Origin of the sequence: Paenibacillus sp. RS8 (assembly GCF_041956825.1) — a bacterium.
Taxonomy (GTDB): Bacteria; Bacillota; Bacilli; order Paenibacillales; family Paenibacillaceae; genus Paenibacillus_AQ.
On sequence record NZ_CP168131.1, the window covers coordinates 559,738 to 583,679 of the forward strand.

The 23,942-nt window shown below is 45.0% G+C and carries 19 protein-coding genes and 1 riboswitch; of the genes, 5 read left to right on the forward strand and 14 right to left on the reverse strand.

Annotated elements, in window-relative coordinates; translation table 11 throughout:
* Positions 1-17: 17 nt before the first annotated feature.
* From ACDZ28_RS03590 to ACDZ28_RS03620, 7 genes are all read right to left on the reverse strand, one after another.
* Entirely contained in the window at positions 18-356 is a 339-nt protein-coding gene (locus ACDZ28_RS03590) for an STAS domain-containing protein (protein ID WP_042131044.1), read from the reverse strand.
* A gap of 99 nt (positions 357-455) precedes the next feature.
* Entirely contained in the window at positions 456-2,126 is a 1,671-nt protein-coding gene (locus ACDZ28_RS03595; protein ID WP_375104007.1) for a response regulator, read from the reverse strand.
* A 21-nt stretch (positions 2,127-2,147) separates the two neighbouring features.
* Positions 2,148-3,014 (reverse strand): protein-glutamate O-methyltransferase CheR, encoded by an 867-nt coding sequence (locus ACDZ28_RS03600; RefSeq protein ID WP_042131046.1) that lies wholly within the window; start codon positions 3,012-3,014, stop codon positions 2,148-2,150.
* Between the two features lie 87 nt (positions 3,015-3,101).
* On the reverse strand, positions 3,102-6,770 hold the full coding sequence (locus ACDZ28_RS03605; protein ID WP_375104008.1) for a response regulator: 3,669 nt from the start codon (positions 6,768-6,770) through the stop codon (positions 3,102-3,104).
* A complete protein-coding gene (locus tag ACDZ28_RS03610; protein WP_375105304.1) occupies positions 6,767-7,939 on the reverse strand; it encodes a SpoIIE family protein phosphatase in 1,173 nt (390 codons plus the stop codon). Before ACDZ28_RS03610 ends, ACDZ28_RS03605 begins: the two co-directional genes overlap by 4 nt.
* A 235-nt stretch (positions 7,940-8,174) precedes the next feature.
* The gene (locus tag ACDZ28_RS03615) at positions 8,175-8,699 is read right to left on the reverse strand and encodes a hypothetical protein (protein WP_076120277.1); all 525 of its coding nucleotides are present in this window, start codon (positions 8,697-8,699) and stop codon (positions 8,175-8,177) included.
* Positions 8,700-8,759: 60 nt separating this feature from the next.
* Positions 8,760-9,266 (reverse strand): DUF948 domain-containing protein, encoded by a 507-nt coding sequence (locus ACDZ28_RS03620; protein ID WP_042131049.1) that lies wholly within the window; start codon positions 9,264-9,266, stop codon positions 8,760-8,762.
* A 190-nt stretch (positions 9,267-9,456) separates the two neighbouring features.
* Here ACDZ28_RS03620 and ACDZ28_RS03625 point away from each other — a divergent pair, with 190 nt between their 5' ends.
* Both ACDZ28_RS03625 and ACDZ28_RS03630 read left to right on the forward strand, forming a co-directional pair.
* Positions 9,457-9,624 carry a DUF1328 family protein gene (locus tag ACDZ28_RS03625; RefSeq protein WP_042131050.1) on the forward strand — a complete coding sequence of 56 codons (168 nt, stop codon included), beginning with the start codon at positions 9,457-9,459 and terminating at the stop codon, positions 9,622-9,624.
* A 126-nt stretch (positions 9,625-9,750) separates the two neighbouring features.
* The gene (locus ACDZ28_RS03630; protein WP_375104009.1) at positions 9,751-10,125 is read left to right on the forward strand and encodes a hypothetical protein; all 375 of its coding nucleotides are present in this window, start codon (positions 9,751-9,753) and stop codon (positions 10,123-10,125) included.
* A 238-nt stretch (positions 10,126-10,363) separates the two neighbouring features.
* On the opposite strand, the gene ACDZ28_RS03635 is transcribed toward ACDZ28_RS03630, so the two are convergent.
* Together ACDZ28_RS03635 and ACDZ28_RS03640 are read right to left on the reverse strand one after the other, a co-directional pair.
* Positions 10,364-11,449 (reverse strand): SH3 domain-containing protein, encoded by a 1,086-nt coding sequence (locus tag ACDZ28_RS03635; protein ID WP_375104010.1) that lies wholly within the window; start codon positions 11,447-11,449, stop codon positions 10,364-10,366.
* A gap of 200 nt (positions 11,450-11,649) precedes the next feature.
* A complete protein-coding gene (locus tag ACDZ28_RS03640; RefSeq protein WP_042131053.1) occupies positions 11,650-12,519 on the reverse strand; it encodes a cation diffusion facilitator family transporter in 870 nt (289 codons plus the stop codon).
* Between the two features lie 124 nt (positions 12,520-12,643).
* On the opposite strand from ACDZ28_RS03640, the gene ACDZ28_RS03645 reads away from it, so the two are divergent.
* Positions 12,644-12,829, forward strand: a complete 186-nt coding sequence (locus ACDZ28_RS03645; protein WP_375104011.1) for a hypothetical protein — start codon at positions 12,644-12,646, stop codon at positions 12,827-12,829.
* Between the two features lie 82 nt (positions 12,830-12,911).
* Here ACDZ28_RS03645 and ACDZ28_RS03650 read toward each other — a convergent pair whose 3' ends face one another.
* The 3 genes from ACDZ28_RS03650 to ACDZ28_RS03660 all read right to left on the reverse strand — a co-directional run bounded on the left by ACDZ28_RS03650 (position 12,912) and on the right by ACDZ28_RS03660 (position 16,382).
* Positions 12,912-13,520, reverse strand: a complete 609-nt coding sequence (locus ACDZ28_RS03650; protein ID WP_375104012.1) for a histidine phosphatase family protein — start codon at positions 13,518-13,520, stop codon at positions 12,912-12,914.
* Positions 13,521-13,634: 114 nt separating this feature from the next.
* A complete protein-coding gene (locus ACDZ28_RS03655) occupies positions 13,635-15,260 on the reverse strand; it encodes an ABC-F family ATP-binding cassette domain-containing protein (RefSeq protein ID WP_042131056.1) in 1,626 nt (541 codons plus the stop codon).
* 156 nt (positions 15,261-15,416) lie between these two features.
* A complete protein-coding gene (locus tag ACDZ28_RS03660) occupies positions 15,417-16,382 on the reverse strand; it encodes an MBL fold metallo-hydrolase (protein WP_375104013.1) in 966 nt (321 codons plus the stop codon).
* A 242-nt stretch (positions 16,383-16,624) separates the two neighbouring features.
* Here ACDZ28_RS03660 and ACDZ28_RS03665 point away from each other — a divergent pair, with 242 nt between their 5' ends.
* Both ACDZ28_RS03665 and ACDZ28_RS03670 read left to right on the forward strand, forming a co-directional pair.
* Entirely contained in the window at positions 16,625-17,761 is a 1,137-nt protein-coding gene (locus ACDZ28_RS03665) for a virulence factor (protein ID WP_375104014.1), read from the forward strand.
* A 103-nt stretch (positions 17,762-17,864) separates the two neighbouring features.
* Positions 17,865-18,070: riboswitch (Lysine riboswitch) on the forward strand.
* A 201-nt stretch (positions 18,071-18,271) separates the two neighbouring features.
* Positions 18,272-19,750 carry an amino acid permease gene (locus ACDZ28_RS03670; RefSeq protein ID WP_042131059.1) on the forward strand — a complete coding sequence of 493 codons (1,479 nt, stop codon included), beginning with the start codon at positions 18,272-18,274 and terminating at the stop codon, positions 19,748-19,750.
* Between the two features lie 473 nt (positions 19,751-20,223).
* Here ACDZ28_RS03670 and ACDZ28_RS03675 read toward each other — a convergent pair whose 3' ends face one another.
* The gene (locus tag ACDZ28_RS03675) at positions 20,224-21,363 is read right to left on the reverse strand and encodes a transglutaminase domain-containing protein (RefSeq protein WP_375104015.1); all 1,140 of its coding nucleotides are present in this window, start codon (positions 21,361-21,363) and stop codon (positions 20,224-20,226) included.
* Positions 21,364-21,503: 140 nt separating this feature from the next.
* Positions 21,504-23,876, reverse strand: coding sequence for a glycoside hydrolase N-terminal domain-containing protein (locus ACDZ28_RS03680; protein ID WP_375104016.1), 2,373 nt, complete (start codon positions 23,874-23,876; stop codon positions 21,504-21,506).
* Positions 23,877-23,942: the final 66 nt, after the last annotated feature.

Consider the following 23,942-nt stretch of genomic DNA (forward strand, 5'->3'; position numbering starts at 1 on the left):
CTTTGTTCTATCCTTTCCTAGTGGGAATTCTCTTGGGAGGCAAAAAACTTGGAAATACCAGTCATATCAAACAGCTTCTGAATTTGTGGAGGAACATCCTCAACCATAAACTTAACGTCCATTCCTTGTCTTGACTTCAAGATCGAAAGTAGAATACCAATCCCTGTGCTATCGATGTATTTTAATTCCTTAAGATTAATAACTAAATCTAGTTTGGTATCTCCTACAAGCGGCTCCATCACCAGGCGGAAATCGGAAGCAACTGATAAATCAAGTTCACCACTCAGGAAAACGGTGCATACATTCCCTTTAGTTTCTGTCTTCGCATGGAACTTGTTACTTTTATGCGTATTCATTAGACGATCTCTCCTGAACAAATATTTTCTATATTAATAACCTTAATGATATACCTTTGAATCAAATAACGTTAAAAAAACCAATTGGTAAATACTAGATTACGCCTGGAAAATAGATATATCAGGTTCAACTATTACATTGTCATTGCTAGAATATCGAGAAATCATTTGTTTTATACTACTCATCTTCAGCGGTTTGCTGATGTAATCATCCATTCCTGAGGCCTTACAGCGATTCTGAATTCCCTCCATGACGTTCGCCGTCATTGCAATAATAACGGTCTTCTTGGCAGCAGGACCACCCTCTCGCCGAATTTGGGCGGTCGCCTCCAAGCCATCCATCACTGGCATTTGAAGATCCATAAAGATAAAATCATAAGGATGCTTAATCGCCATTTCCACAGCCTGTTGTCCATCTTCAGCCATATCCGCCGCATAGCCCAGCTTATCCAGCATACTGACCATTAGACGCTGATTAATCGGATGGTCATCTACAACAAGGATTCTGCTTCTCCCCTCTTGATTGGGAACAGGTTGCATGGATTCCTCTTCTTGATAACCGCCTATCAAATCTTCTCCTGGCATAGAAGCCTGAATCGTAAAGATAAAGGTAGCTCCCTTTTCCTCCATCGATTCTACCCGGATTTCTCCGCCCATCATTCCGACAAGAGATTTACATATAGCTAGTCCCAGACCTGTTCCCCCATATTTCCGTGTCATAGAAGAATCAAGCTGCGAAAAGGGTTCAAATAATCGGTCACATTTTTCCGGAGAAATCCCAATCCCTGTATCCATGATCGTGAATTCAACTTCCATCTTATGATCAGCAATGCTCTTAATCGAGGCGACTAGATACACCCCACCTTGATTTGTGAATTTAACGGCATTAGCGATCAAATTAATTAAAACTTGGCGTAAGCGAGCCATATCTCCATATAAAAGTCTAGGCAATTTCTGATCAATAAAATACGCGAGTTCCAGGTTCTTCTTTCCCGCTTCAATCGAAAAGAGGCTGAACACCTCTTGAATACAATTTCGGAGTTCAAACAAATGCTCTTCGACTTCCATTTTTCCCGATTCCATTTTAGTAAAATCAAGAATATCGTTAATAACTGTAATCAATGTGTCGGCACTTTTCCGAATAATCTCCGAGTATTCCTTTTGCTCTGGCGTAAGATCCGTCTCCATTAATAGATCAATCATGCCAACTACGCCGTTAATAGGTGTACGAATCTCATGACTCATCATAGCTAGAAATTCCGACTTTGCTTTGGAGGCAATCTCCGCCTCTTCTTTTGCCTTGATAAGCTCACTATTAATGATTTCCAGTTCTTTCGTCTTTTGCTGCAGCAGCATGGTTTGAGTCTGATGCTTCTTGCTCGTGATGTACATTTCGACAAAGCCTTGTATCTTAGAGTTCAAGATTTGTGGAATGAAAGGCTTGACCATATAATCAATAGCCCCTGCCGAATAGCCCGCGAATAAATGCTCCGCTTCTTTGCTATTGGCAGAGATAAAAATAATCGGAATTTCTTTCGTTTTCTCTCTGGCCTTGATCAATTTTGCAGTTTCAATTCCATCCATACCCGGCATCTGTACATCTAGTACAATGACAGCAAAATCATACCTTAACAAACAGCGCAACGCTTCTTCACCGGAGGTAGCTTTAATTAGCTCGTAATGCTGGCTCTCAAGCACCGCCTCCAGCGCCAGCAAATTTTCAGGACGGTCGTCTACTAGTAGTATATGAATTGGTTCTTGAAACCCCATAGGACCACCCTCCTACATGCGTTATTTTATGTTACGGTATATTTTCTCCACTCTGTCTAAAGATTCATAGCAATCGCTATATTTCGTAAAGTGAATGGACTCTTTGGAGCCCAAAACTAGGATTCCAAAGCGACTCAGACTTTCATGAAACAACCCGTGCACATGATCACGAAGCTCATCATTGAAATAGATCATTACATTTCGGCAGAAAATAACATTAAACTCATTAAAAGAAGTGTCTGTAGCTAAGTTATGCTCAGCAAAAATAATATTTTTGCGTAAATAAGGTTGTAAAATAACGGAGTTATACTTCGCAGTATAGTATTCGGAGAATGCCCGAGTACCTCCTGCCTCCAAATAATTCTTTGTGTATTGCTTCATTCTGCTAATATCATAAACGCCTTCCTTAGCCTGCTGTAAAGAACGCTCATTCATATCTGTGGCGTAAATCCGAGCCTTATCATAAAGCCCCTCTTCATGTAGCAGGATGGCCATAGAATAAACTTCTTCCCCCGTGGAGCATCCAGCATGCCAGATACGAATATAGGGATAAGTTCTTAACAAAGGGACTACCTTCTGGCGAAAAGTTAGAAATAATCCCGGATCCCTGAACATTTCAGTAACAGGAATAGAGAGACTGTAGACAAATCGTTCAAAACAAGCGCGATCATGCAGCACTTTCTCTTGCAGCGCGGATATACTGAGGACATTCTCCGCATGAACATGATGCCAGATACGTCGTTTCAATGAAGGTAACGCATAATTCCGGAAATCATAGCCATATAAACGGTGTACCCCATCAAGAAGCAGCTCAATCTCAATTTGCTCCAGTTCTTCACTTCCCGCCAGAACGGGCTGCTCCTCATATCCGTGTTCTATTGCTTTCATTGTTATCCCGACTCCCTTATCAACACGCCGTACTTTTGAAGAATGGCTTTTTGTTAGTTCTTTTAAAGTATTACCCCAATATTGAGGTTACGAATACAGCCAAACTCGCATTAAAGATAGAAGTTGACCTGTAGCGATTGGCTTCTTCATATAGTCAGAGGCTCCAGCTTCAATACATTTGGCACGATCCTCTTTCATCGCTTTGGCGGTAAGTGCAATAATTGGCAGCTTCTGATACTGCGGCATCTCGCGGATCCGACGCATAGCCTCATATCCGTCCATCTCCGGCATCATCATATCCATAAGCACAAGATCGAAATCTTCTTGCTCTACCAGCATTTCCAGCGCTTCGCGTCCATTCTCGGCAAACTTCACTTCCATATGATACTCTTCGAGTACGCTGGAGAGCGCAAAGACATTACGAATATCGTCATCAACGAGCAGGATCTTCTTTCCTTCGAACAATTCTTCTTTATTATGAAGCTTCTGCAGAATCTTACGTTTATCTTCCGGAAGATTGGCTTCTACCCGGTGTAAGAACAATGTAGTCTCATCCAATAACCGTTCTGGCGAACGTACATCCTTGATAATGATTGATTCCGCATACTTGCGTAGCTGTGTCTCTTCTTTACCATCCAAATCCTTACCTGTATAAATAATAATAGGAAGATCATTTAATTCCTCATCATCACGAATCTGATCCAGCAGATCGAAACCTGTCATATCCTCAAGCATCAGATCTAGAACCATACAATCATATCTCTGCTTCCGTAGCTCACTCAGTGCCTCCCCGCCAGTTGAAACTGCGGTTATGGCCACATCGTCGTGACCGATCAATTCCATGATAGAACGACGTTGAATTTCATCATCCTCAACAATCAGCAAGTACTTCAACGTACTGGAGGTATAGTTCTCGATTTGCGAGAACGCCCGCTCTAGAGCCTCTCTGGAAGATGGTTTTCTTAAATAAGCCATAGCCCCCATCATAAGTCCCTGCTTCACTTCATCATTCACAGAGATGACATGGACAGGAATGTGACGAGTCTGTGATGCACTTTTTAACTCTCTAAGGATGGTCCAACCGTCCATAACGGGCAGCTGAATATCTAGAATAATCGCATCCGGCAGATAAGTCTTCGCCATCTGCAGTCCAGTATCGCCTTGGAGGGCTACCAGTCCTTTGAATTTGCGGCCATGAGCCATATCCAGCAATATTTTAGCAAAGCTCTCATCGTCTTCAATAATAAGCAGAACCTTATCATTTGCAGTCAAATGATCCCGGTCATCATCGATCATCAATTGTGGGATCGGTGCATGGACCGGCGTGGGTACAAGGGTTGGAAGCCTATCTCCGAAATATTCCTCAAAGGGTGCATCCTCTACAGAAGCAGCAGCTTCTATCACTGCAGGTTGCCTATTATAATTTCCTTTAACCGGCAAATACATAGTAAAGGTACTACCTTGGCCCTCACGGGATTCCAGCACAATGGCTCCGCCCATTAAACGTGCTAACTCACGGCTGATAGACAAGCCCAAGCCTGTCCCCCCAAACTTACGACTGGTTGTTCCATCCACCTGTTGGAAGGCTTCAAACACAATATCGGTTTTGTCCGCCGGAATACCAATTCCGCTATCCTTCACAGCAATAGCAATATAGTCAGCTTCTCCTGGCAGATCTAGCGGAATAAGATTATCATCTGCTTGGCTAACAGAGAACTCAATAAATCCTTCCATCGTAAACTTAAAAGCATTAGAAAGCAGATTTCTCAGCACCTGCTTCAACCGATGACCATCGGCAATAACGCTATCTGGCAGCGGCTCGTTAAAGGTAATCCGTAAGGAAAGACCTTTTTTAAGTGCTTGCGGAGCAAAATTCTGCTTCACAAAGCTCTTCAGCTCAGTCAATTTAATTTCTTCTTGGTTTAGTTCCATTTTGCCTGCATCAACCTTGGACAAGTCCAAAATCTCGTCAATCATCTTCAGCAAGTCCGCACCTGACATATAGATCGTATGCGCAAATTCAACCTGCTTCTCTGACAAGTTGCCATCCTTATTCTCCGTAAGTAGCTGGGATAGGATCAAGAGACTGTTGAGCGGAGTTCGCAATTCATGGGACATGTTCGCCAAGAACTCAGATTTATATTTACTAGTAACGGATAATTGCTTAGCCTGTTTCTCTAATTGAATTTTTGCATGCTCAATCTCATCTTTCTTTTCTTCTACCTCTTGTACCTGTTCCTCTAAAGCACGGGTCTTGGCAATAAGTTCTGTATTATAATGCTCCAGTTCTTCCTGCTGACGCTGAAGCAGTTCTTCCGAGCGTTTAAGCGCATCTGTCTGCTCCTCCAAATTTTCATTGGAACGGCGCAATTCCTCTTGCTGAGTCTGTAATTCCTCGGATTGACACTGTAGCTCTTCCGTAAGTGCTTGGGAATCACGTAACAATTTCTCCACGATCAAACGGCGGCTAATATTATTAAAAATAATACTTAAATTATTTGCGAGCTGTTGCAGCAAATCATTTTCCAAGCTGCTAAAAGGCTGGAATGAAGCAAATTCTACTACGCCAAGCAGTTCGTCTTCAAATATAAGCGGATGGATAGAAATATATCCAGGCTGTGCATCCACGAATCCGGACTTAACAGATGAATAGTCTTCCGGGGCCTTCTCCAGTCTGATCGGGTGCATATCGAGCGCACTTTGACCTACGAGCCCTTCTCCAACCACAAAACCGTCCTTAGGTTTCTTATCATTGTCTACTGCATAATATCCACTGCTTCGTAAAAAATCAGGACGATTGGCATCTTTTAAATATACAGCTCCGAACTGTGCTCCCAGCACAGGGGTAAACTCATTGATGAAGGTCTGTGAGACCTGGTCTAAGGAGCTAACACCTCGCAATAGTTCCGTCACCCGAGCAACATTCGCATTTAGCCAGGATTGGTCATTCTGCGCTTGCGCATAGGCCTGTTCCATTTGTTGCTTCTGTTCAAGATCTAAAGCCATCTTTTTAAAGACAAGAGCAACCTCACCAATTTCATCTTTAGTAGTAACCTTTATACGCCGTATGGCCCTCACCTTACCGTTGCCAAAGCTGGTAATCATCATCGAAACGACATTAAGCCCCCGAGTGATGCTTGGGATGATCCATAGAACTACTCCAAGTCCGAGAAGTAAGCCCATAATCATCATTAGAACTACCATCTGAGTCGAACTTTTATAAGCTTCGTTGGCCTTCGTACTCTCTTCATTCATAATAAAAGCATTATAATCAGAGAGACTGTTCAGAGCGTTTAACACGGCATTCTGAATCGCTTGTCCCTCTGTGTTGGAATACGTGCTAGCATTCTGAAAATAACCAGCCGATAGCAGTTTCAATACCTTTTCCTGATAATTTAAATAAGTAGTGTACGCACCATCTATTTGACTGACCATTTGCATTTCTTCAGCGCTAGTCATCGACGCTTTTATTTTCTCATAATGCTCATTCGCTTTAGCAATCTTCTTATTAATCTCATTCTTCTGAGATTCTACCGATGATGCATCGGCACTTAACATGGTCGTGGTCAATATTCGTGCCATATCATTGACTTCTCCACGCATCCCCGAAGAAGACCGCCCCTTCATATATCTATCCTGATATCCTTCCAGTTGGTTATTCATATAATTTAAGCGGTCGTATCCTATCATCGTAAGTGCAAGCATAATCGCTAACATGGCACTGAAGCCAATTAAGAGTTTAGCCTTTATCTTCATTCTCTATCTGTTCCCTTCTTCAGTGAGATCCACACAATACACTTATCATCATCACGCTCTTTAGGAACCTCAACATTGAAAAAAGCAGCTCGAATAGCTTCTTCATTCCACTCATGTTCAACATTTAAATGTTGAATCATAAATTTCAACTGCTCCTCTTGTTCGCCCTCAACCAGTTCCAGTAAACCGTCTGTATAAAGAACTAGATGCCCTTCATCTTCATAGGTTAAGCTCTGTGGCTGAATATCGATCTGTTCAAACAGACCCACAGGGTGACAGTTACTTTCCAGCATGACTGGAGTCTTAGCTACACCTTCAAAAAACAGCGCAGGCGGATGCCCCGCGTTGACATAGTCAATACGCTTCATACGGGTATCTATCACGAGATAAATAGTCGTAAAGTAGTATTGAATCAACTTTTTTTCAATATACAGCTGATTAAACCTTCGATTGAGCTCCTGAATAACCTTTTCCGGTTCTACATACGTAGTTACCGTGTCCTTTAAAACAGATGCAAGAAACATACAAAAAAGTGATGACGATATTCCGTGTCCCATAATGTCCAGCAGGATCACGCCATATCGGCCATCACCAAGGGGGTACCATGCGTATAAATCACCGGCAAGCTCAGAGGATGGCTGATAGATGGCATTGACCTCAAAATTCTCTTCCTGAAGCGGTAAGCTCAACACAGCATTCTGAACAAGTGCGGCCAGTCTCAATTCTTCCTGAATACGCTGATCCCGTTCCTTATGCCAATCTTTCTCTCGCTTCAACCGGAGCGCAAGCCGAATTCGGGCCATGAGCTCCACTTTGTTAATCGGTTTCGTAACATAATCTACTGCACCTGCATCCAGTGCCTCAGCCAGCTTCTTGGAATCACCAACTGCTGTAACCATTATTATTGGAATATCCTTAAGATGTTCGTATTGCTGTACAACACGACATGCCTCGATTCCATCCATTTCCGGCATCATCATATCCAGTAAAATCAGATCGATATCTGACATCCGAGGACGTCCATCTTCACTAACAGTACCGATTCCCAGCCGTGTAAGCATCTCTTTTGCAGAGGATGCAGTTACGAAATTTCGGTAATCTTCTTTTTTCAGGATTTCACGGATAATGATAACATTAGTCGGATTGTCATCTACGATTAAGATTCTCATCATCTTCACCTCACACAAATTGTATTACGACCGTAAAATTCTGCGACTCATTACCTATATCATACGCTATTTAAAACCGTTATATCTATTTTTATAATATGTAAATATAGTAATAGGTTCATTTACGTGTTCAGCAAAGTAACCTCCCGAACCACTACACCTAGTGGTTCGGGAGGTTACTCTATGGTAAAGACAGCCCCTGATTATTAACCAAAATGATCAAAAGTGAAACACATTAAGAAGAAATACTATCAAATAAATCAATACCTTCGAATTCACCTGCCAAATTTCGATATATTTTGAGCGCATTATTTCCTCTCATATATACGTCACCATCTTCAGCTATAAAATACGGTTTCCCCAAGGTTGATTGCACATTATCCTTCACGGGATCAATTCCTACCCCATCTACCTGCAGACCGAACTGCTGCGCTTGAGAAGGTGAGACATGCACATATAATACAAAGCCCTCGCCAACACCGACTGTCACATCTGCGTAGTGGTACTCCACTGTCCCTTGCAATGGATCATTTGTTACCGTAAGGGGATTCCCCTTGCTCAGAAGCAGTTCTTCCTTTGTGGCATATAAAGAGACTCCTTGCAGTGAATCAAACCGATTTATAGAAGGGCTGGATTCTGCAATATGCTCAAAGGCCAGAACAGACTTAGGCTGTTCAATAAATGTTGAGATAGGTGTCAACTGTGGAGACGCATCAAAGTATGGGGAAAGAAGACTAAACAAAAGAATGATAATGTTCATGTTGTTATCCCACCTTTCTTATCTGCAGCCGCCATTTACAGAAGACTTGCTGCCTTAAGTTTAATGACGGAATTTTTTCCAAAGAGTTGCAGCTACATCTACACCTTTTAACACAGTAGCTATTTTCCCCGGCGCTTTCTCGGCATTAACAGCATCATAGGAGTTAACCGTACGTTCCTCGGCTGCAGTCAGTGGAACTTCTTTTACGGATACTCCCTTACGCTTCTCCCTCAGTTCATGCGATTTACGATATCTCTCAATCACAGTTACTGAGACTTGCTTAACGGTTAAGGTTAACTCATTCATAACTTCTCCCAAATTCTTCACAGAATCTATGACAGGATCAATCTTCTGAATTTTATTCTGTACATCAGCGGTAATTTCATTGGCATGTCTGACTGTAGTCTTTACTTCATAAGTCAGTTCATCCATCGTCTTCTGCACTTCCACCAAGGTCTGGCTTACTTTGTCGAGAGATTGCTTCGCTGACTGCAAAGTCTTAATTAGAAAGAAAACAAGTATTGCGAATGCGATAGCAACGAGAGCTACACTAAGTTCAATGATCATATTTATAACCCCTTCCAAATCTCATAAATAGCGGCTATTCAGCCTTGTATACTGCATAGTTACCCCTAGTGCCATAGGCCGAAACATTCTGTCGAGCGTTGTCAAAACTCCCTGCTCCCCCTTTGTTTCAGAATCAAAGTCCCCGTTTATACAATGACTACAAATACAAAAAAAGGATAGGTGATATGTAATGTTAAAATGGTCCGCAATTCTACTAGTTGTAGCTGTAATCGCTGGTATATTTGGTTTCTTTAATCTTGTAGCAGCCGCTGCAGGTCTTGCAAAGATACTATTCTTCGTCTTCTTGGTTCTGTTTGTTGTTTCCCTCTTCACGGGACGCAGAGGTCGATCGATGTAGCCTCCTCCCATAAGTATCCATATATCTTATTCATCATGCAGAAAGTATAGGTCATTCGCACACAGATGTCACTTGAGAAAATAAGAAAAATGTATGAATCTGGTTCATAATAAGGAGGAACTAAACATGAAAAAATTCGCCAGCATTACACTAGCCTTAGGACTTATGGCTTCAATAGCAGCTACTGCATCAGCCGCAGAGGTAACAGGTACAACTACAGACGCTACAACAGTTAATGGAAGCACTTACACAAATACTTTCGAAACGATTATTACGCCATCGGATATTACTCCGGCCACACCGCAAATTGTTCTGACCGAAAAAACAGCCTTCCACTTTTCAGTCGGCAGTATGATTCCCGCAGGCTGGCTTAGCCCTCAAATGCTTGACACTACAGGTGAAGTGATTACGGATACTTGGGGCAATGAATGGAGAGAAGTTTATACTTGGCTAGGAAAAGCGTGGGTTAAGGTTCCTGTGGCTGCCAATGTAATTATGTAATTAGCTCCGAAAAGCTGATAACAAGCATAAACGCCTTCGGCGTCCCTATAAGGACGGCAAGTGTTTATGCGAGAAATATAAGGATAATTTATAGCACGGAACGTATAAATCCTTATATTTACCAAAAGATACCCCCTCAGTAGATATGATTCTACTGAGGGGGTATCTTTTGCACTTACGCCGCCTTTGTTCACCCGTCACAAACATGCGATGCTGCCGCTTCTGTGTACCTATATAATTATCGGATGACCGATCCCCCAAAGAGGAAACGATTCGTCCAAGAAGCGCTTAACTGATCTACTTTTACCCCGCCTGAAGCTACGGAATACGTATGAATAATTTGTCCATCTCCCAGATACATAGCAACATGTGATATTCTAGCCTTGGATTTATCAATCCCTGCATAAGCGGAAGCGGAATTCCCTTTATAATCCATGAAGAACATTAGATCACCGCGTTTTAAACCTGAGGTAGACGTAACCACCGTACTGTTTGATTTCACCCAATCTCCCTGTTGACGAGAATCAGCAGGTAGTTTCAGATTCAGAGCATCCATGAAAATTTGGCGAATAAAATCAGAACAATCGAAGGTACTTGTATCATTTCTGCTAGATCCAAACTCATAAGGTGTACCAAGATAACCCATCCCTGCCGAGATTACACTCTCGATTTGGGCCGAAGCCCCAGGTGTCGAAATAGGTGGTGCTGGTGGTACCGATGGTGTTGGTGTTGGTGTCGGCGTTACCGTCCCAGTCCCCCCGTTACCAGCAAACGAAATATATTGATCACTTGAACTTATATATCCAATGCTACCATCAGAGGTTTGAATTTGATACCAGTAGCTGTTCGGCTCTGCCAGAAGTTGTACTTGTTCCCCCTTCTTCAGAAGTCTCAGTACTTTTCCGCTTGTAGAAGGAGTAGTTCGAAGATTCACTCCGTACTTAATAGTTCCCGTTTGTGCTGATGGTGCAGTTGGTGTACCTACTGAAGATGAATTTACGCTGATATACTTATCATCCGTGCTTGTGTAACCTACGGATCCATCTGCTGTCTTCACTTGATACCAATAGTTATTCGGTTTCGCCACAATCTGCACTTGATCGCCCTTTTGCAAATACTTCACTACTTCTCCACTTGTAGAAGGTGTGCTGCGAAGGCGAACACTTGCCTCGATGACCGCGGTTTGACCGGCTGCTGCCGCCGTAACTGAATTTGATGGACTTGAGGCTGCTGCTGCATTTCCAGGAGCAGATACTCCTAAACCTGCAACAATTGCAGCTGAAACCAACAAGGATGCTGTTAATTGCTTATGTGATTTAATCATACGTTCCCCCAATACCATGATGAGATTTCAACAAAGGTGTGTACTACATTCCTTTATGCCCTCATTATAGGCTTGCCCGGGATTTGGAACATGCTCCAAATTGCACATATAATCATGCCACTTTATGGTAAAATACAGGACTAAAGTCTTGAATCCTCCTTAAATATGTTTGTTCCTTCCTTAAATTAGCATTTTTAAGTTTAATCTTTAGGTTCCACATGCACCTGCACATTCATAATATTATGCAGCTTGCTCATTCTCTCTTCGATGGAATCACTAATTTTATGCCCCTCCACCACTGTAATATTTGCGTCAACCTCCACTACAACATCCACGTGCACATGGTTCCCATGCACCCGTGCCTTTACATCTTTAATTCCTTCTACTCCCGGTGTACGAGCGATCGTACTGCGGAGATCCATCAACCGATCTTCATCAAAGCCATCCGTAAGCCGATAAGTTGAGTCACGGAAAATATCCCATGCTGTCTTTAAGATAATCAGCCCGACAACTACTGCTGCCGCAGAATCAATCCATGGCAGTCCGAACTGAGCACCCACAATTCCAACAGCAGCCCCTACACTAACCATAGCATCCGAAAAATTATCTTTTGCCGCTGCCATTAGTGCGCTACTATTTATCTGTTTAGCCAGCCTTTTGTTGTATATGTATACTCCCATCATTGCCACTGCACACACTAAAGCCACACCCGCAGACCATAGCTGCGGCGTTTCTTTTGCACGATCGAAAAAAGAACGCACCGCCTCCACAATGACCTGAATACCTACTACCGCCATAATAAAAGAGGCCAACAATGCAGCTACTGTCTCTGCCCGAAAATGTCCATAAGCATGGTCAGAGTCAGGAGGCTTTCTCGAAATCCGCAGACCAACCAATACGGCTGCCGATGCCACGATATCAGTTAAATTATTGACCCCGTCCGCGACCAATGCATTAGAGGCGAATAGATAACCGCTAATCAGTTTGAATGTCGATAAAATGAGGTAAGCCGCTATGCTAACCCAAGCTCCACGCTCGCCTTTACGTATATCTTCGTAAATATCAACCATTTTGGCTATCTCCTCGTTTTCTGTTTGGTTAGAAAAGAATTCTTTCAATTATTCTTGCCCTTGTAGCAGCATTTAAAAACAATTAGAATAAAGTGAAGGACTTGCTTCGAAGGAGGTTATCATAATGAGCGAAAGCAATGAAAAAGGAAAAATCAATTTAGCTGAAGCTATCCGGCAAAAGCTGGAGCAGAAGAAACAACAATCTACCTCCAAACCTGGATCAACTTTTCAGGCCGGCTCCGCCAAACCGCTAAAAAGTCAGAATAACAAAAAGCCTAACAACCAACGCCGTCGTACCGGCGGATCCTAGTACTATCTTATAAACATAAAAGGCTGCCTATCCCTCAGGGACAACGCAGCCTTTTATGCGTTCGTCTCCCTTAAAGGATGGGCTAGAACTCATCAAATTCATTACTGATTCTCTTTATTGTACAATTAGCCAACTGAAAACATGCGCTTTGGGAAACCTCAAGTGCTAAGGTCTCCTGTCTTGTAAGCCCCGCGTATACTCCGCGTAGAATTCTACTTGTTAATCCATGTGTGACCGCTATGACCTGCGGAGAAGAAGACACGCTATCCAGCCAGTCTGTGACACGCTCTTGAACCGCCTCGTAGCTCTCCCCGTCTGGAGAGTAAAAGTACCAATCATACATAGTAGTTCCAGTAAGTCTATCGGCCCAGTCCTGTTCAATCTCTTTCAGCGTTAACCCTGACCATGATCCGACGGATACCTCACTTAGCCTGGAATCCGTTTCTACTTTATTGAAATCGTAACCTAAGATTTCACACAAAATCTGTGTGCTTTGCAGCGCTCTCCCAAGCGGACTTGAAATCACCCTCCACTCGGAGGATTGATCTACGGAATAACGAAGCAGCCTCGCCATTTGTCTGACTTGTTCCACTCCATGCTCAGTCAGAGGTGAATCCAATTGGCCTTGGTAACGACCTTGCGTATTAAACTCGGTCTCCCCATGCCTCATAATAAAAATTGCTCTGTCCACAGCCTTCACCTACCGTTAACTTTTCGAAATTGAAATATAAAGACAGCTACCCTAATCCTATAAGGATTAGAGTAGCTGCTTAACGGGTTCCTTCCGCTTAGCGGAAGGCAAATATTATACTTCTACAGGATACATGCGTTGGCGCATTTCCTTAATTTCAGGATTCTCCAAATACTCATCGTAAGTCATCGTGCGATCAATTACACCTGTAGGTGTGATTTCGATGATACGGTTAGCAATGGTTTGGATGAACTGATGGTCATGGGAAGTAAAGAGAATAGTCCCGTCGAAATCGATCAGTCCGTTGTTCAGTGCCGTAATGGATTCCAGATCCAAGTGATTGGTAGGTTCATCGAATACAAGCACGTTCGCACCGTTCAGCATCATCTTCGCCAACATACAGCGAACCTTCTCGCCCCCGGACAGTACACTTGCTTTCTTCAGTGCTTCTTCTCCGGCAAACAGCATCCGTCCAAGGAATCCACGCAGGAACGTCTCATCCTGATCTTTAGAATACTGACGCAGCCATTCTACGAGATTCAAGTCCACGCCATCGAAATAGCTGGAGTTGTCTTTCGGGAAATAAGCTTGAGTTGTAGTGACTCCCCATGCATATTCACCCGCATCCGCTTCTTGCTCGCCCATGATCACATCAAATAGAAGTGATTTAGGCTGAGAGTAAGGGCCCACGAAAGCAATCTTATCGCCTTTGTTAACTACAAAGCTGATTTCATCAAGAACCTTCTCACCTTCAACCGATTTGGTCAAGCCGCTGATCGTCAGCAGCTGCTTACCTGCTTCACGTTCAGGTTTGAAGTTGAGGAACGGATATTTACGGTTGGATGGACGAATGTCATCCAGTGTAATTTTCTCGAGTTGTTTCTTACGAGAAGTTGCCTGTTTAGACTTGGAAGCATTGGCCGAGAAACGCTGGATAAAGGCTTGCAGTTCCTTGATCTTGTCTTCCTTCTTCTTGTTCGAATCACGCTGCAAAGCTTGAGCAAGCTGACTGGACTCGTACCAGAAGTCGTAGTTACCAACGTACATCTGGATTTTGCCAAAATCAATATCCGCAATATGCGTACATACTTTGTTCAAGAAGTGACGGTCATGGGATACGACGATAACAGTACCTTCATAATCCATGAGGAAGTTCTCTAACCAGCCAATGGATTCGAGATCCAAGTGGTTGGTAGGCTCATCGAGCAGGAGGTTATTTGGACGGCCAAACAAGGCTTGTGCCAAGAGTACCCGTACCTTCTCATTGCCGCTCAGTTCGGCCATTTTCTTATCATGTAGTTCACGCATAATGCCTAGACCGATCAGCATAGCCGCCGCATCAGGCTCTGCATCCCAGCCATTAAGTTCCGCAAATTCGCCTTCTAGCTCACCGGCACGTAGACCATCTGCTTCCGTGAAATCAGACTTCGCATAAAGCGCGTCCTTTTCTTTCATGATTTCATAAAGACGAGTGTGACCCATAATAACTGTTTCAAGTACTGGAAATTCATCGTACTCGAAATGGTTCTGCTTCAGAACTGCAAGGCGTTCACCTGGTGTTATATGAACATCACCCGTGTTCGCTTCAATCTCCCCGGACAGAATTTTCAGAAAGGTTGATTTACCAGCACCATTGGCACCAATCAAACCATAGCAATTACCAGGGGTGAATTTTATGTTTACATCTTCGAAGAGAGCGCGTTTTCCGTAGCGGAGTGTTACGCCGCTTGTGCTAATCATTACGCATTACCATCCTTTTCACTTTAGGGTTTCGGCTCATTATAGCATAAAATCAGTGCAAAAATCCCGTGAAATAGGCATTTAAGCTGATCTCTCTCCTACGAAACTTATTCCAACTGTTTTAAGGCGACAACTTTCCAGGAGGAAATTTTTCAATTATTGTCCAGATGTGCGATTCTCCGATTGTACAACCAGTGTTTCTCCATAACTGAGCGTACGAATTCGGTTCTCAGAAATCCCGTGTTTAACTCGGGCGCTTTCCATGCGATCCAATGCTTCCCGGGCGGTATCATCAGCAAGTCTAAAGGTACCATAATGCATCGGAATCATGGTCTCCGCTCCTACATCTAGGAAGGCTTGTATCGCCTCCTCTGGATTCACATGCTGAGAGGTCATGAACCACTCCGGTTCATAGGCCCCAATCGGCATAAGCGCGATATCAATCTTATAACGGTTTCCGATCTCCTTAAAACCTGGAAAATACCCGCTGTCCCCAGCGAAATAAAGGTTCGGAGAAAGCCTCTTGTTCTCAGACTCGGCGGGCTCCAAGATATACCCACCCCAATGAGAAGTATTCGTATCCCAAGGCGTTCTCCGCGTCCAGTGCTGGGTAGGTACAAAAGTAAGCTTGATTTTTCCTAGCTTAATCTCCTGCCACCACTCCATTTCCATACAGTTGCGGAACCCTTTACGAAGCATTTTTCGCTTCAGACCTACAGGAACTACAAGCGTCGTCCCTGCCCGATATAATTTGCGGATAGAAGCTATGTGTAAGTGATCATAATGAGAGTGCGAAATCAAAATCAGATCAATCGGCGGCACTTCACTAATCGGAATCCCAGGTTGTCCCAATCTTTTCTCAAAGCCTAGCCTTCTTGCCCAGATGGGATCTGTAATGATATTCATCCCCTCATATTGAAGGAAGAATGTTGAATGCCCAATCCATGTAATGGTAGACTCCAAACTATTCTCCGACAGATAAGATAATCTGGGCGGCGTATTTGGCACAACATATGAATAGTCCTTCTTCTTGCGACGACGCTCCTCACGCCACTGGCGAAATTCTTTTAGTGTTTTATCTGTACTTACATTGTCGACATTATGGTAACGAGTTTTAGGCATAAAACACCTCTTCTACAGAGTTTGCCGCGCAATCCTAGCTTTAGCGAATATACTACAACTATATTGAACAGCAGCGCATTTTGCAAAATATACAAATAGCATAAGAAAGGTTCGCCCTTTTATTCATCGCATTGCAGAACTTAGCGAAATAATAGAAGTGTTATTTTGTGTTTCACGCCAGAAATGAGATAATATGTGTATAAAGTATGACGGTCCATATACCGTTCAAGGGGGAGCTACGTATGAAGATTACATTTATTGAACCGACTCCTAGTCCAAATACGATGAAGCTTCATTTGGACGAAAGTTTAGAACCCGGAATTCGCAGAACCTATACGCATGAAAGCGAGCGTTCCGCACCTGCTTGGGCACGTGAAATGTTAACGATACCGGGCGTTACTAGCATTTATCATGCTGCTGACTTCGCAGCACTTGAGCGCAAAGGCAACGCCGATTGGGCGGCCATTCTAAGAGAAGTTCAAAGCCGCTTCGGGAGTAGTGACGGCTTGACTGGAGATTGGAGCCTAGCTGACGAGGATGCCGGTGCGCATTTTGGGGAAGCACAAGTCTTCGTCCAAATGTTCCGCGGAATACCGATGCAAATCCGCGTAAAAACGGGCGCGAATGAGGAGCGCATATCCTTAGCTAACCGCTTCACGAAAGCGGTTATGGATGTAGCCAGCGCCGTAATGATCAAAGAGCGCAAGCTCACCGATTACGGCGTTCGTTATGGCGAGCCCGCGGACATTGCGCGCGAGGTCGAGCAAGAGATCGAAGCGGCGTATCCGCAGGAACGCCTCGACTCCCTCGTGCAGCAAGCCATTGCGCACGGAGCCGAAGGCGAGTTCGTCGAGCAGAGACGAACTCGCACTCAGGATGAGCTGCTGCGAGACCTGAAGCATGAGGATTGGCGCGTGCGCTACGCCGCGCTAGAGGATCTTACGCCGACGGCGGAGCTCCTGCCGGAGCTTAAGGCGGCGCTACACGATCCCAAGCTGCATATTCGCAGGCTTGCGGTCGTGTATCTGGGCGACCTTCGCACGCCCGAGGCGATGGAGCTGCTCTACGAGGCGATGGCAGACAGTGCGCCAGCGGTAAGACGTACGGCTGGCGATACCCTGTCCGACATCGGCGATCCTGCCGCCACGCCAGTAATGACGGCGGCACTAACGGATAAGAGCAAGCTTGTCCGCTGGCGCGCGGCTCGTTTCCTTTATGAAGTCGGCACATCCGAAGCTCAAGATGCGCTCACACTTGCTGCAGATGATCCAGAGTTCGAGGTTGGACTTCAGGCCAAGATGGCTTTGGAGCGCATCGCCTCAGGTGAAGCCGCAGCGGGCACCGTCTGGCAGCAGATGTCAGAACGCCGCCGCAATTAACAGTGAAGTACCTGATTTTGTCATTGCTTTGAGATGTAAACTTGCTTTATACTAATTCCTGTTGTTTATAAATGAATGAAGTAAAGATAGCCTCGTCATACTAGGATGAGGTAGAGGTCGCGGATATAAAGAGTACGCGTGTGGAGACGTTAGAGCCGTCTATGAATCACGCCGAAAGGAATATCTGCCGAAGCTTGCGCTGTAGCTCTTACAGCGGTGCAGGCTGGGGCCGTTGCCGAAAGGCACGGAACTGTCACATTGTACAGCCTGCGTAAGTAGCAGACTGCAGTGTGTTGCGCTATCTTCACAGGGAGTATGATGCGGAGCTGTATAGATGGAGGCCGCAGACATAGTTTGCGGCTTCTTTGCGTTTACAGAATTTGTATGTTTCGTACAATCATCCATAACCTTCTGGAAATCACGAAGTATACCTCCCGTTTTGCGGGAGTCAGCAGCTCAGCACTCCCCGTTCATGAACAGTAAGATTAGATCATAAGGAGTGTCATATTCATGCAGGGCAATCAGCAAAATCCAGCGCAAGGCAACATTAATCAGCCTGCGCTAAAAAAATCGTTCAAAGCAAGACATTTGACCATGATCGCGCTTGGCGGATCTATTGGTACGGGTCTGTTTCTAGCCAGTGGCGGCGCGATCGCTTCAGCAGGACCTGGTGGAGCGCTTCTAGCTTATACGGCAGTGGGTGTAATGGTTTATTTTCTCATGACTAGTCTTGGGGAGCTCGCCACCTATTTACCGGACTCCGGGTCCTTCAGTACCTACGGTACTCGTTTCGTCAGTCCCGCCTTTGGCTTCGCCATCGGGTGGAACTTCTGGTATAACTGGGCGGTTACGATTGCAGCAGAGCTATCGGCGGCTACCGTCATCATTAAATATTGGTTCCCGGACAGCCCTTCCTTTCTCTGGAGTCTGGTGTTCCTACTGCTGATGTTCGGCCTTAATTTCCTATCTGCTCGTGGCTACGGGGAATCAGAATATTGGTTTGCCATTATCAAAATCATTACCGTTATCGCCTTCCTCGTTGTCGGGGTCCTCATGATATTCGGCATTATGGGTGGAGAAGCCGTAGGCTTCAGTAACTTCCAAATCGGGGGCAGCTCCTTCCATGGTGGCTTCTTCGCCTTCGTCGGGGTCTTTATGGCAGCCGGATTCTCGTTCCAGGGTACCGAGCTAATCGGTGTTGCTGCTGGTGAGAGCGAGAACCCACGCCGCAACGTTCCAATTGCGATCCGCCAAGTATTCTGGCGTATATTAATCTTTTATATCCTTGCTATATTTGTAATCGGAATGTTGATTCCTTATACGAATCCAGATCTTCTACGCGGGGGTATCGATGATATCGGAGTCAGTCCGTTTACAATCGTGTTCAATAAGGCAGGGCTTGCAATTGCTGCATCCGTAATGAATGCCGTCATTCTAAGCTCCGTATTATCAGCCGGGAACTCCGGGATGTACGCCTCTACCCGTGTCCTGTATGCAATGGCTAAGGATGGCATGGCTCCACGCGCACTGGGCAAGCTCAATCGCCGTGGTGTCCCTGTTGGCGCTTTGCTAGTAACTACGGCTGTCGGAATGCTCGCCTTTCTCGCTTCATTCTTTGGTGACGGAGCCGTATATAACTGGCTACTGAATGCCTCTGGTATGTGCGGATTTATTAACTGGTTGGGTATTGCAGTCTGCCATTACCGTTTCAGACGTGCTTTTATAGCACAAGGGCATTCGCTAGATGAACTACCTTACCGAGCTAGATGGTTCCCATTCGGTCCTATCTTTGCCTTAGGACTTTGTATTGTAGCTATCCTCGGTCAGAACATGGGCGCCTTCTCAGGCGGAAATATCGACTGGTATGGTATCGCCGTTTCCTATATCAGCTTGCCGCTGTTTGTCTTGATCTGGGTCGGCTATCGCTGGTTCCGGAAGAGTAATATTATTCCTTTGGATAAATGCGACCTAAGTACTCACCCAGAATAAATAGACCCGGTAAAAGTGGGTGTCTCAAAAGTAACTTTGGGCAACCTGAGTGGTAAAATATTGTTAAAATGCAAATAAAGGAGCTAAGCAGTCTGTAGACGCCTAGCTCCTTTATTTTTGGCTTTCCCTGCAGCTACGCTAGGTGAGAGGAATTAGGGAAAATCTCCCTAAAAGTAGATGGAAAGCTCTTTAATTGAATGCAATTAGGGAATTACTCCCTAATAATTGAGTGAATTATATATATTTACCACCAAATAGGGTGAATTTCAGGGAGGAATTCCCTGATTATTAGTCTTAAGAGCTGAAATCGCTGAATTTTAGGGACATTTTCCCTAATTGTTAATCGGTGGTAATCCAGTTTGTAGGCATTAATGAAGTATCACACAAAGAGACTTACAAACAAGAACCATTAAAAGTCAAGGAATATCCCGTAGCCATTTAGGCTTATGGGATGTCCTTTTTTTGTTATCCTTCTATTCCCAAGTCACAAACACTTTGAGATCACCCGTATTGTCAAAAGCAGAACTGGAGTAAGATACGTCCTCTAGTCCAAGCTTATATAGCTCCTGCAGGTCATTCTTAAGCTTGGTCCCACTCCCTTGATAACGGAACAATATAGACACCTCACCGGCGGCAATTGCCTTATTCGCTAGCCGAGTCAGATCTCCTACCGAACGTACAATTAGCTCCTCGGCATATAGCTCATAATTGAGATCCTTCTGAAGCTGTTTATAGACAGCCGCATTCTGTCCCCCACGTTCCACAAGCGCAGACAAGGTCTTATGATAACCTACAGAAGCTGCCGGATAAGACTTCGTCCAGCTATGGTCCTGACGCATCTGGGCATCCGTTCTCAAGTAGTATGCTGTGCTAACCACACCTGCCTTATCAGGTGTCGGGTCATCCCAAGTTGTGTCGAGATGATACCACCGTCCATCTAACAGCACAAGATTCCAGGCATGCAACTGGCTGCGTCCTCCAGGCTGTTTGGCTGTACCCTCAACGATTTTATTCGTGAATCCAGCCTCCTTTAACAGCTTATAGGTCAACAGCGAATACCCTTGGCAAACGGCGCTGCCACTCTTCAATCCTTCATAAGCTGTGTACTTGCGATATGAGGTATCATACTTCAGATGAAGCACAACCCAGTCGTGGATAGCCTTCACCTTCTGATGATTGTTCATGCCCGGTGTTATGATCTTCTTCAGCGCAGCCTTCACTTCTTTGTTCACAAAAGCCGTCTGCTCCAACGTCTCCAAATATTTCACTTCCACCGTAACTTTTACAGAGCTTGAGCTTCCTCGATAAGTATATCCGTAGCTGTCTATAATGTAATACAAATAAGGGTCACTAGCCATCGCTTGATCCAGGGCCGCTTGTATTTTCGTTTTCAAATTTGAAGCTTTACTCTCATAAGTAAAAGTAATGGTCTCTCTACGATTGTTCATTGCACCCGTTAGCTTCTGCGCTACTTCATTTACAGAACGAAGGGTGGGTGAACTCGAAGCCGCATAAGCATGACCCCAGCCCCAATAAATCATTGGTGGAATAGCAGCGAATATAATCACTCCTCCCAGAATGATCTTTACTAGTGTAAAGCGTTTTTTCCACATATATATTCCGATCCTCCGGCTCCTATAGACTTATAATGAACCCTACCATTTAATAGATAATGAGCGTTTAGGCAAAAAAAGACTGCTCCCTGTAGAATAATTCTACTCTGAGAACAGCCTATATGCTAGAAAGATATGTTTTATTCGCTTTGCGGTGTAATGATGTAGGTCTCTCCTATTACGGTTTCAAATTCCACCTCTAGCCCTATTCGTGAACCACCAGAACTTTGAATGAGCAAAGGCTGACGACTATAAATCCTGCACAGTTGTCCATGAGTCGAGGTCAGTTCTGCCTTCGTTAAGCGCCCCTCACGCCATTCTATATTTGTGATAAAGCCGCCTCGGGCTACCAACCCTTTCACACTACCGTCAGACCATCCTTCTGGAAGAGCAGGCAATAATTCAAGCCCTTCCTGATGACTCTGCAAGAGCATCTCAGCAATCCCGGCTGTAGTTCCGAAGTTACCGTCAATCTGAAATGGAGGGTGATTACCGAATAAATTGGGCAGACTTGAATCTTGCAAAATACGACGTAAACAGCTATACGCACTCTCTCCATCCTTCAAACGCGCATACAGATTAAGTAGCCAGGCTGCACTCCATCCCGTGTGTCCTCCTCCACCTTCTAAGCGCTTCTTAAGCGATAACGATGCGGCTTCCGCTAGCTCCGGTGTGGAGGACGGACTAATTACATTCCCGGGATATAAATCATACAAATGAGAAACATGGCGGTGCCCAGGCTCTTGTTCAGCAAAATCCTCATTCCATTCACGAATACGTCCGTCCGGTGCAATCTCCGGGTGGGCAAGCAGCTTTTGCTTCTGCATGAGCTCTTGACGCAGTTCATCATCGGTATTCAAAACCTCAGCAGCCTGAATACAGTGTTTAAACAATTCAGCGATGAGCGATAAGTCCATGGCTGAGCCAGCCGAGACACTGCATGGCGTGCCGTCAGCAGTCAAGAATACATTTTCCGGTGAGGTAGACAGACCCGTTGTCCATCTTCCATCAGGTAGCTCTACCAGCCAATCCAGACAAAATAACGCGGCTCCCTTTAACAAAGGATAAGCTGTGTTGCGCAAATATTCCTTATCTGGACGAAAAGCATAACGCTCCCATAGATGGCGAGAGAGCCAAACACCCCCCAATGGCCAAAATGCCCACATCGCCTTGCCGTCTGACGGAGACGTCATACGCCATAAATCTGTATTATGATGCACCGTCCAGCCACGTGCGCCATAATGAATATTTGCTGTACGGCTGCCAGCCACACTAAGCTCCGTAATAAAATCAATTAACGGTTCATGGCATTCTCCCAAACCACATAACTCGACTGGCCAATAATTCATTTCAGAGTTTATATTGGTCGTATAATTGCTGTTCCATGGCGGCTGGAGATAGGGATTCCAGATCCCTTGCAGATTCAGAGCTTGCGTCCCCGGCCGTGAGCCAGCAATCATCAGGTAGCGGCCATACTGGAACAGCAGCGCTTCTAGAGCAGAATCTGTTTGGCCTTCGCGGTAACGTGTCAGTCGCTCATCCGTGGGAAGCTCTATTTCGGAGGAAACTGATGCAAGCGTTAACTCCACGCGCCGGAATAAGGACTGATAGTCCTCCAGATGACGCTGCTTCAGCTCTGCATATTCAGTAGAGGATATAGCCAGCTGTTCTAGGCATAACTCCGAAGGCAGCTTACCGCCGCTTCCTGGCATCCGGTCATACCCGGAAAAATCGGTTGCTGCAGCCAGACGGATGGTAATGGAGCGAGCGCCAGAAATCGACAGCTTATCGTTCTCCGCAACACAACCTCCACCTACCGTCTGGAACTCCATAACAGCAGCAAAACTTATACCAAGCCCCTCTTCATATAATACGGCGCGCGGATGATCCCCTACATAGTTATCAGCCACATGTGACGGAGCACGGCCGGTCATCATCAGCGCACCATTCGGAGTAATCTCCGAGCGAGAAGGATGAGGTGAGGTCAGATCCACCCAAATATCCGGTAGAACCTCCACACCCTCACTCCCCACAGCACGGATATGAATGGCTATAAGCTCATCCGGCCTGCTAGCCAACACTTCGCGCACAATCCTTACATCCCCAGCAATATAGGATACCGTAGCAATCCCTTGATCCAAATCAAGCTCCCTCTGATAACCCTCTACAGGACCAGCAAGATTGAACTTCATTCGCAAATCCCCAAGCGGTTGATAGGATTCGGTCCGTCTGCCTAGCATCTTAGCATCCACCAGCGCTTCCGCTTCCTTGTATTTCCCCTCTGCCACTAACTGTTTGGCCGGAGCCAAATGACGCAACACCTCATAATTAGCTGTATCCCGCGGAAAGCCCGACCATAAGGTGTCTTCATTGAGTTGAATTAGTTCTTCTTCCGTTCCTCCAAAGATCATACCGCCCAAACGCCCATTACCCACGGGCAGTGCCTCTTCCCATACCGCCGCCGGCTGCTTATACCAGAGCTCATGCCGTCCAGTGCTTTTGCTCTCTCCCACGTATATTCCTCCTATCCTGTAATTACAGATGAAAAGAAATCGGCGGGAAGCCCGGACTTTCGTTCG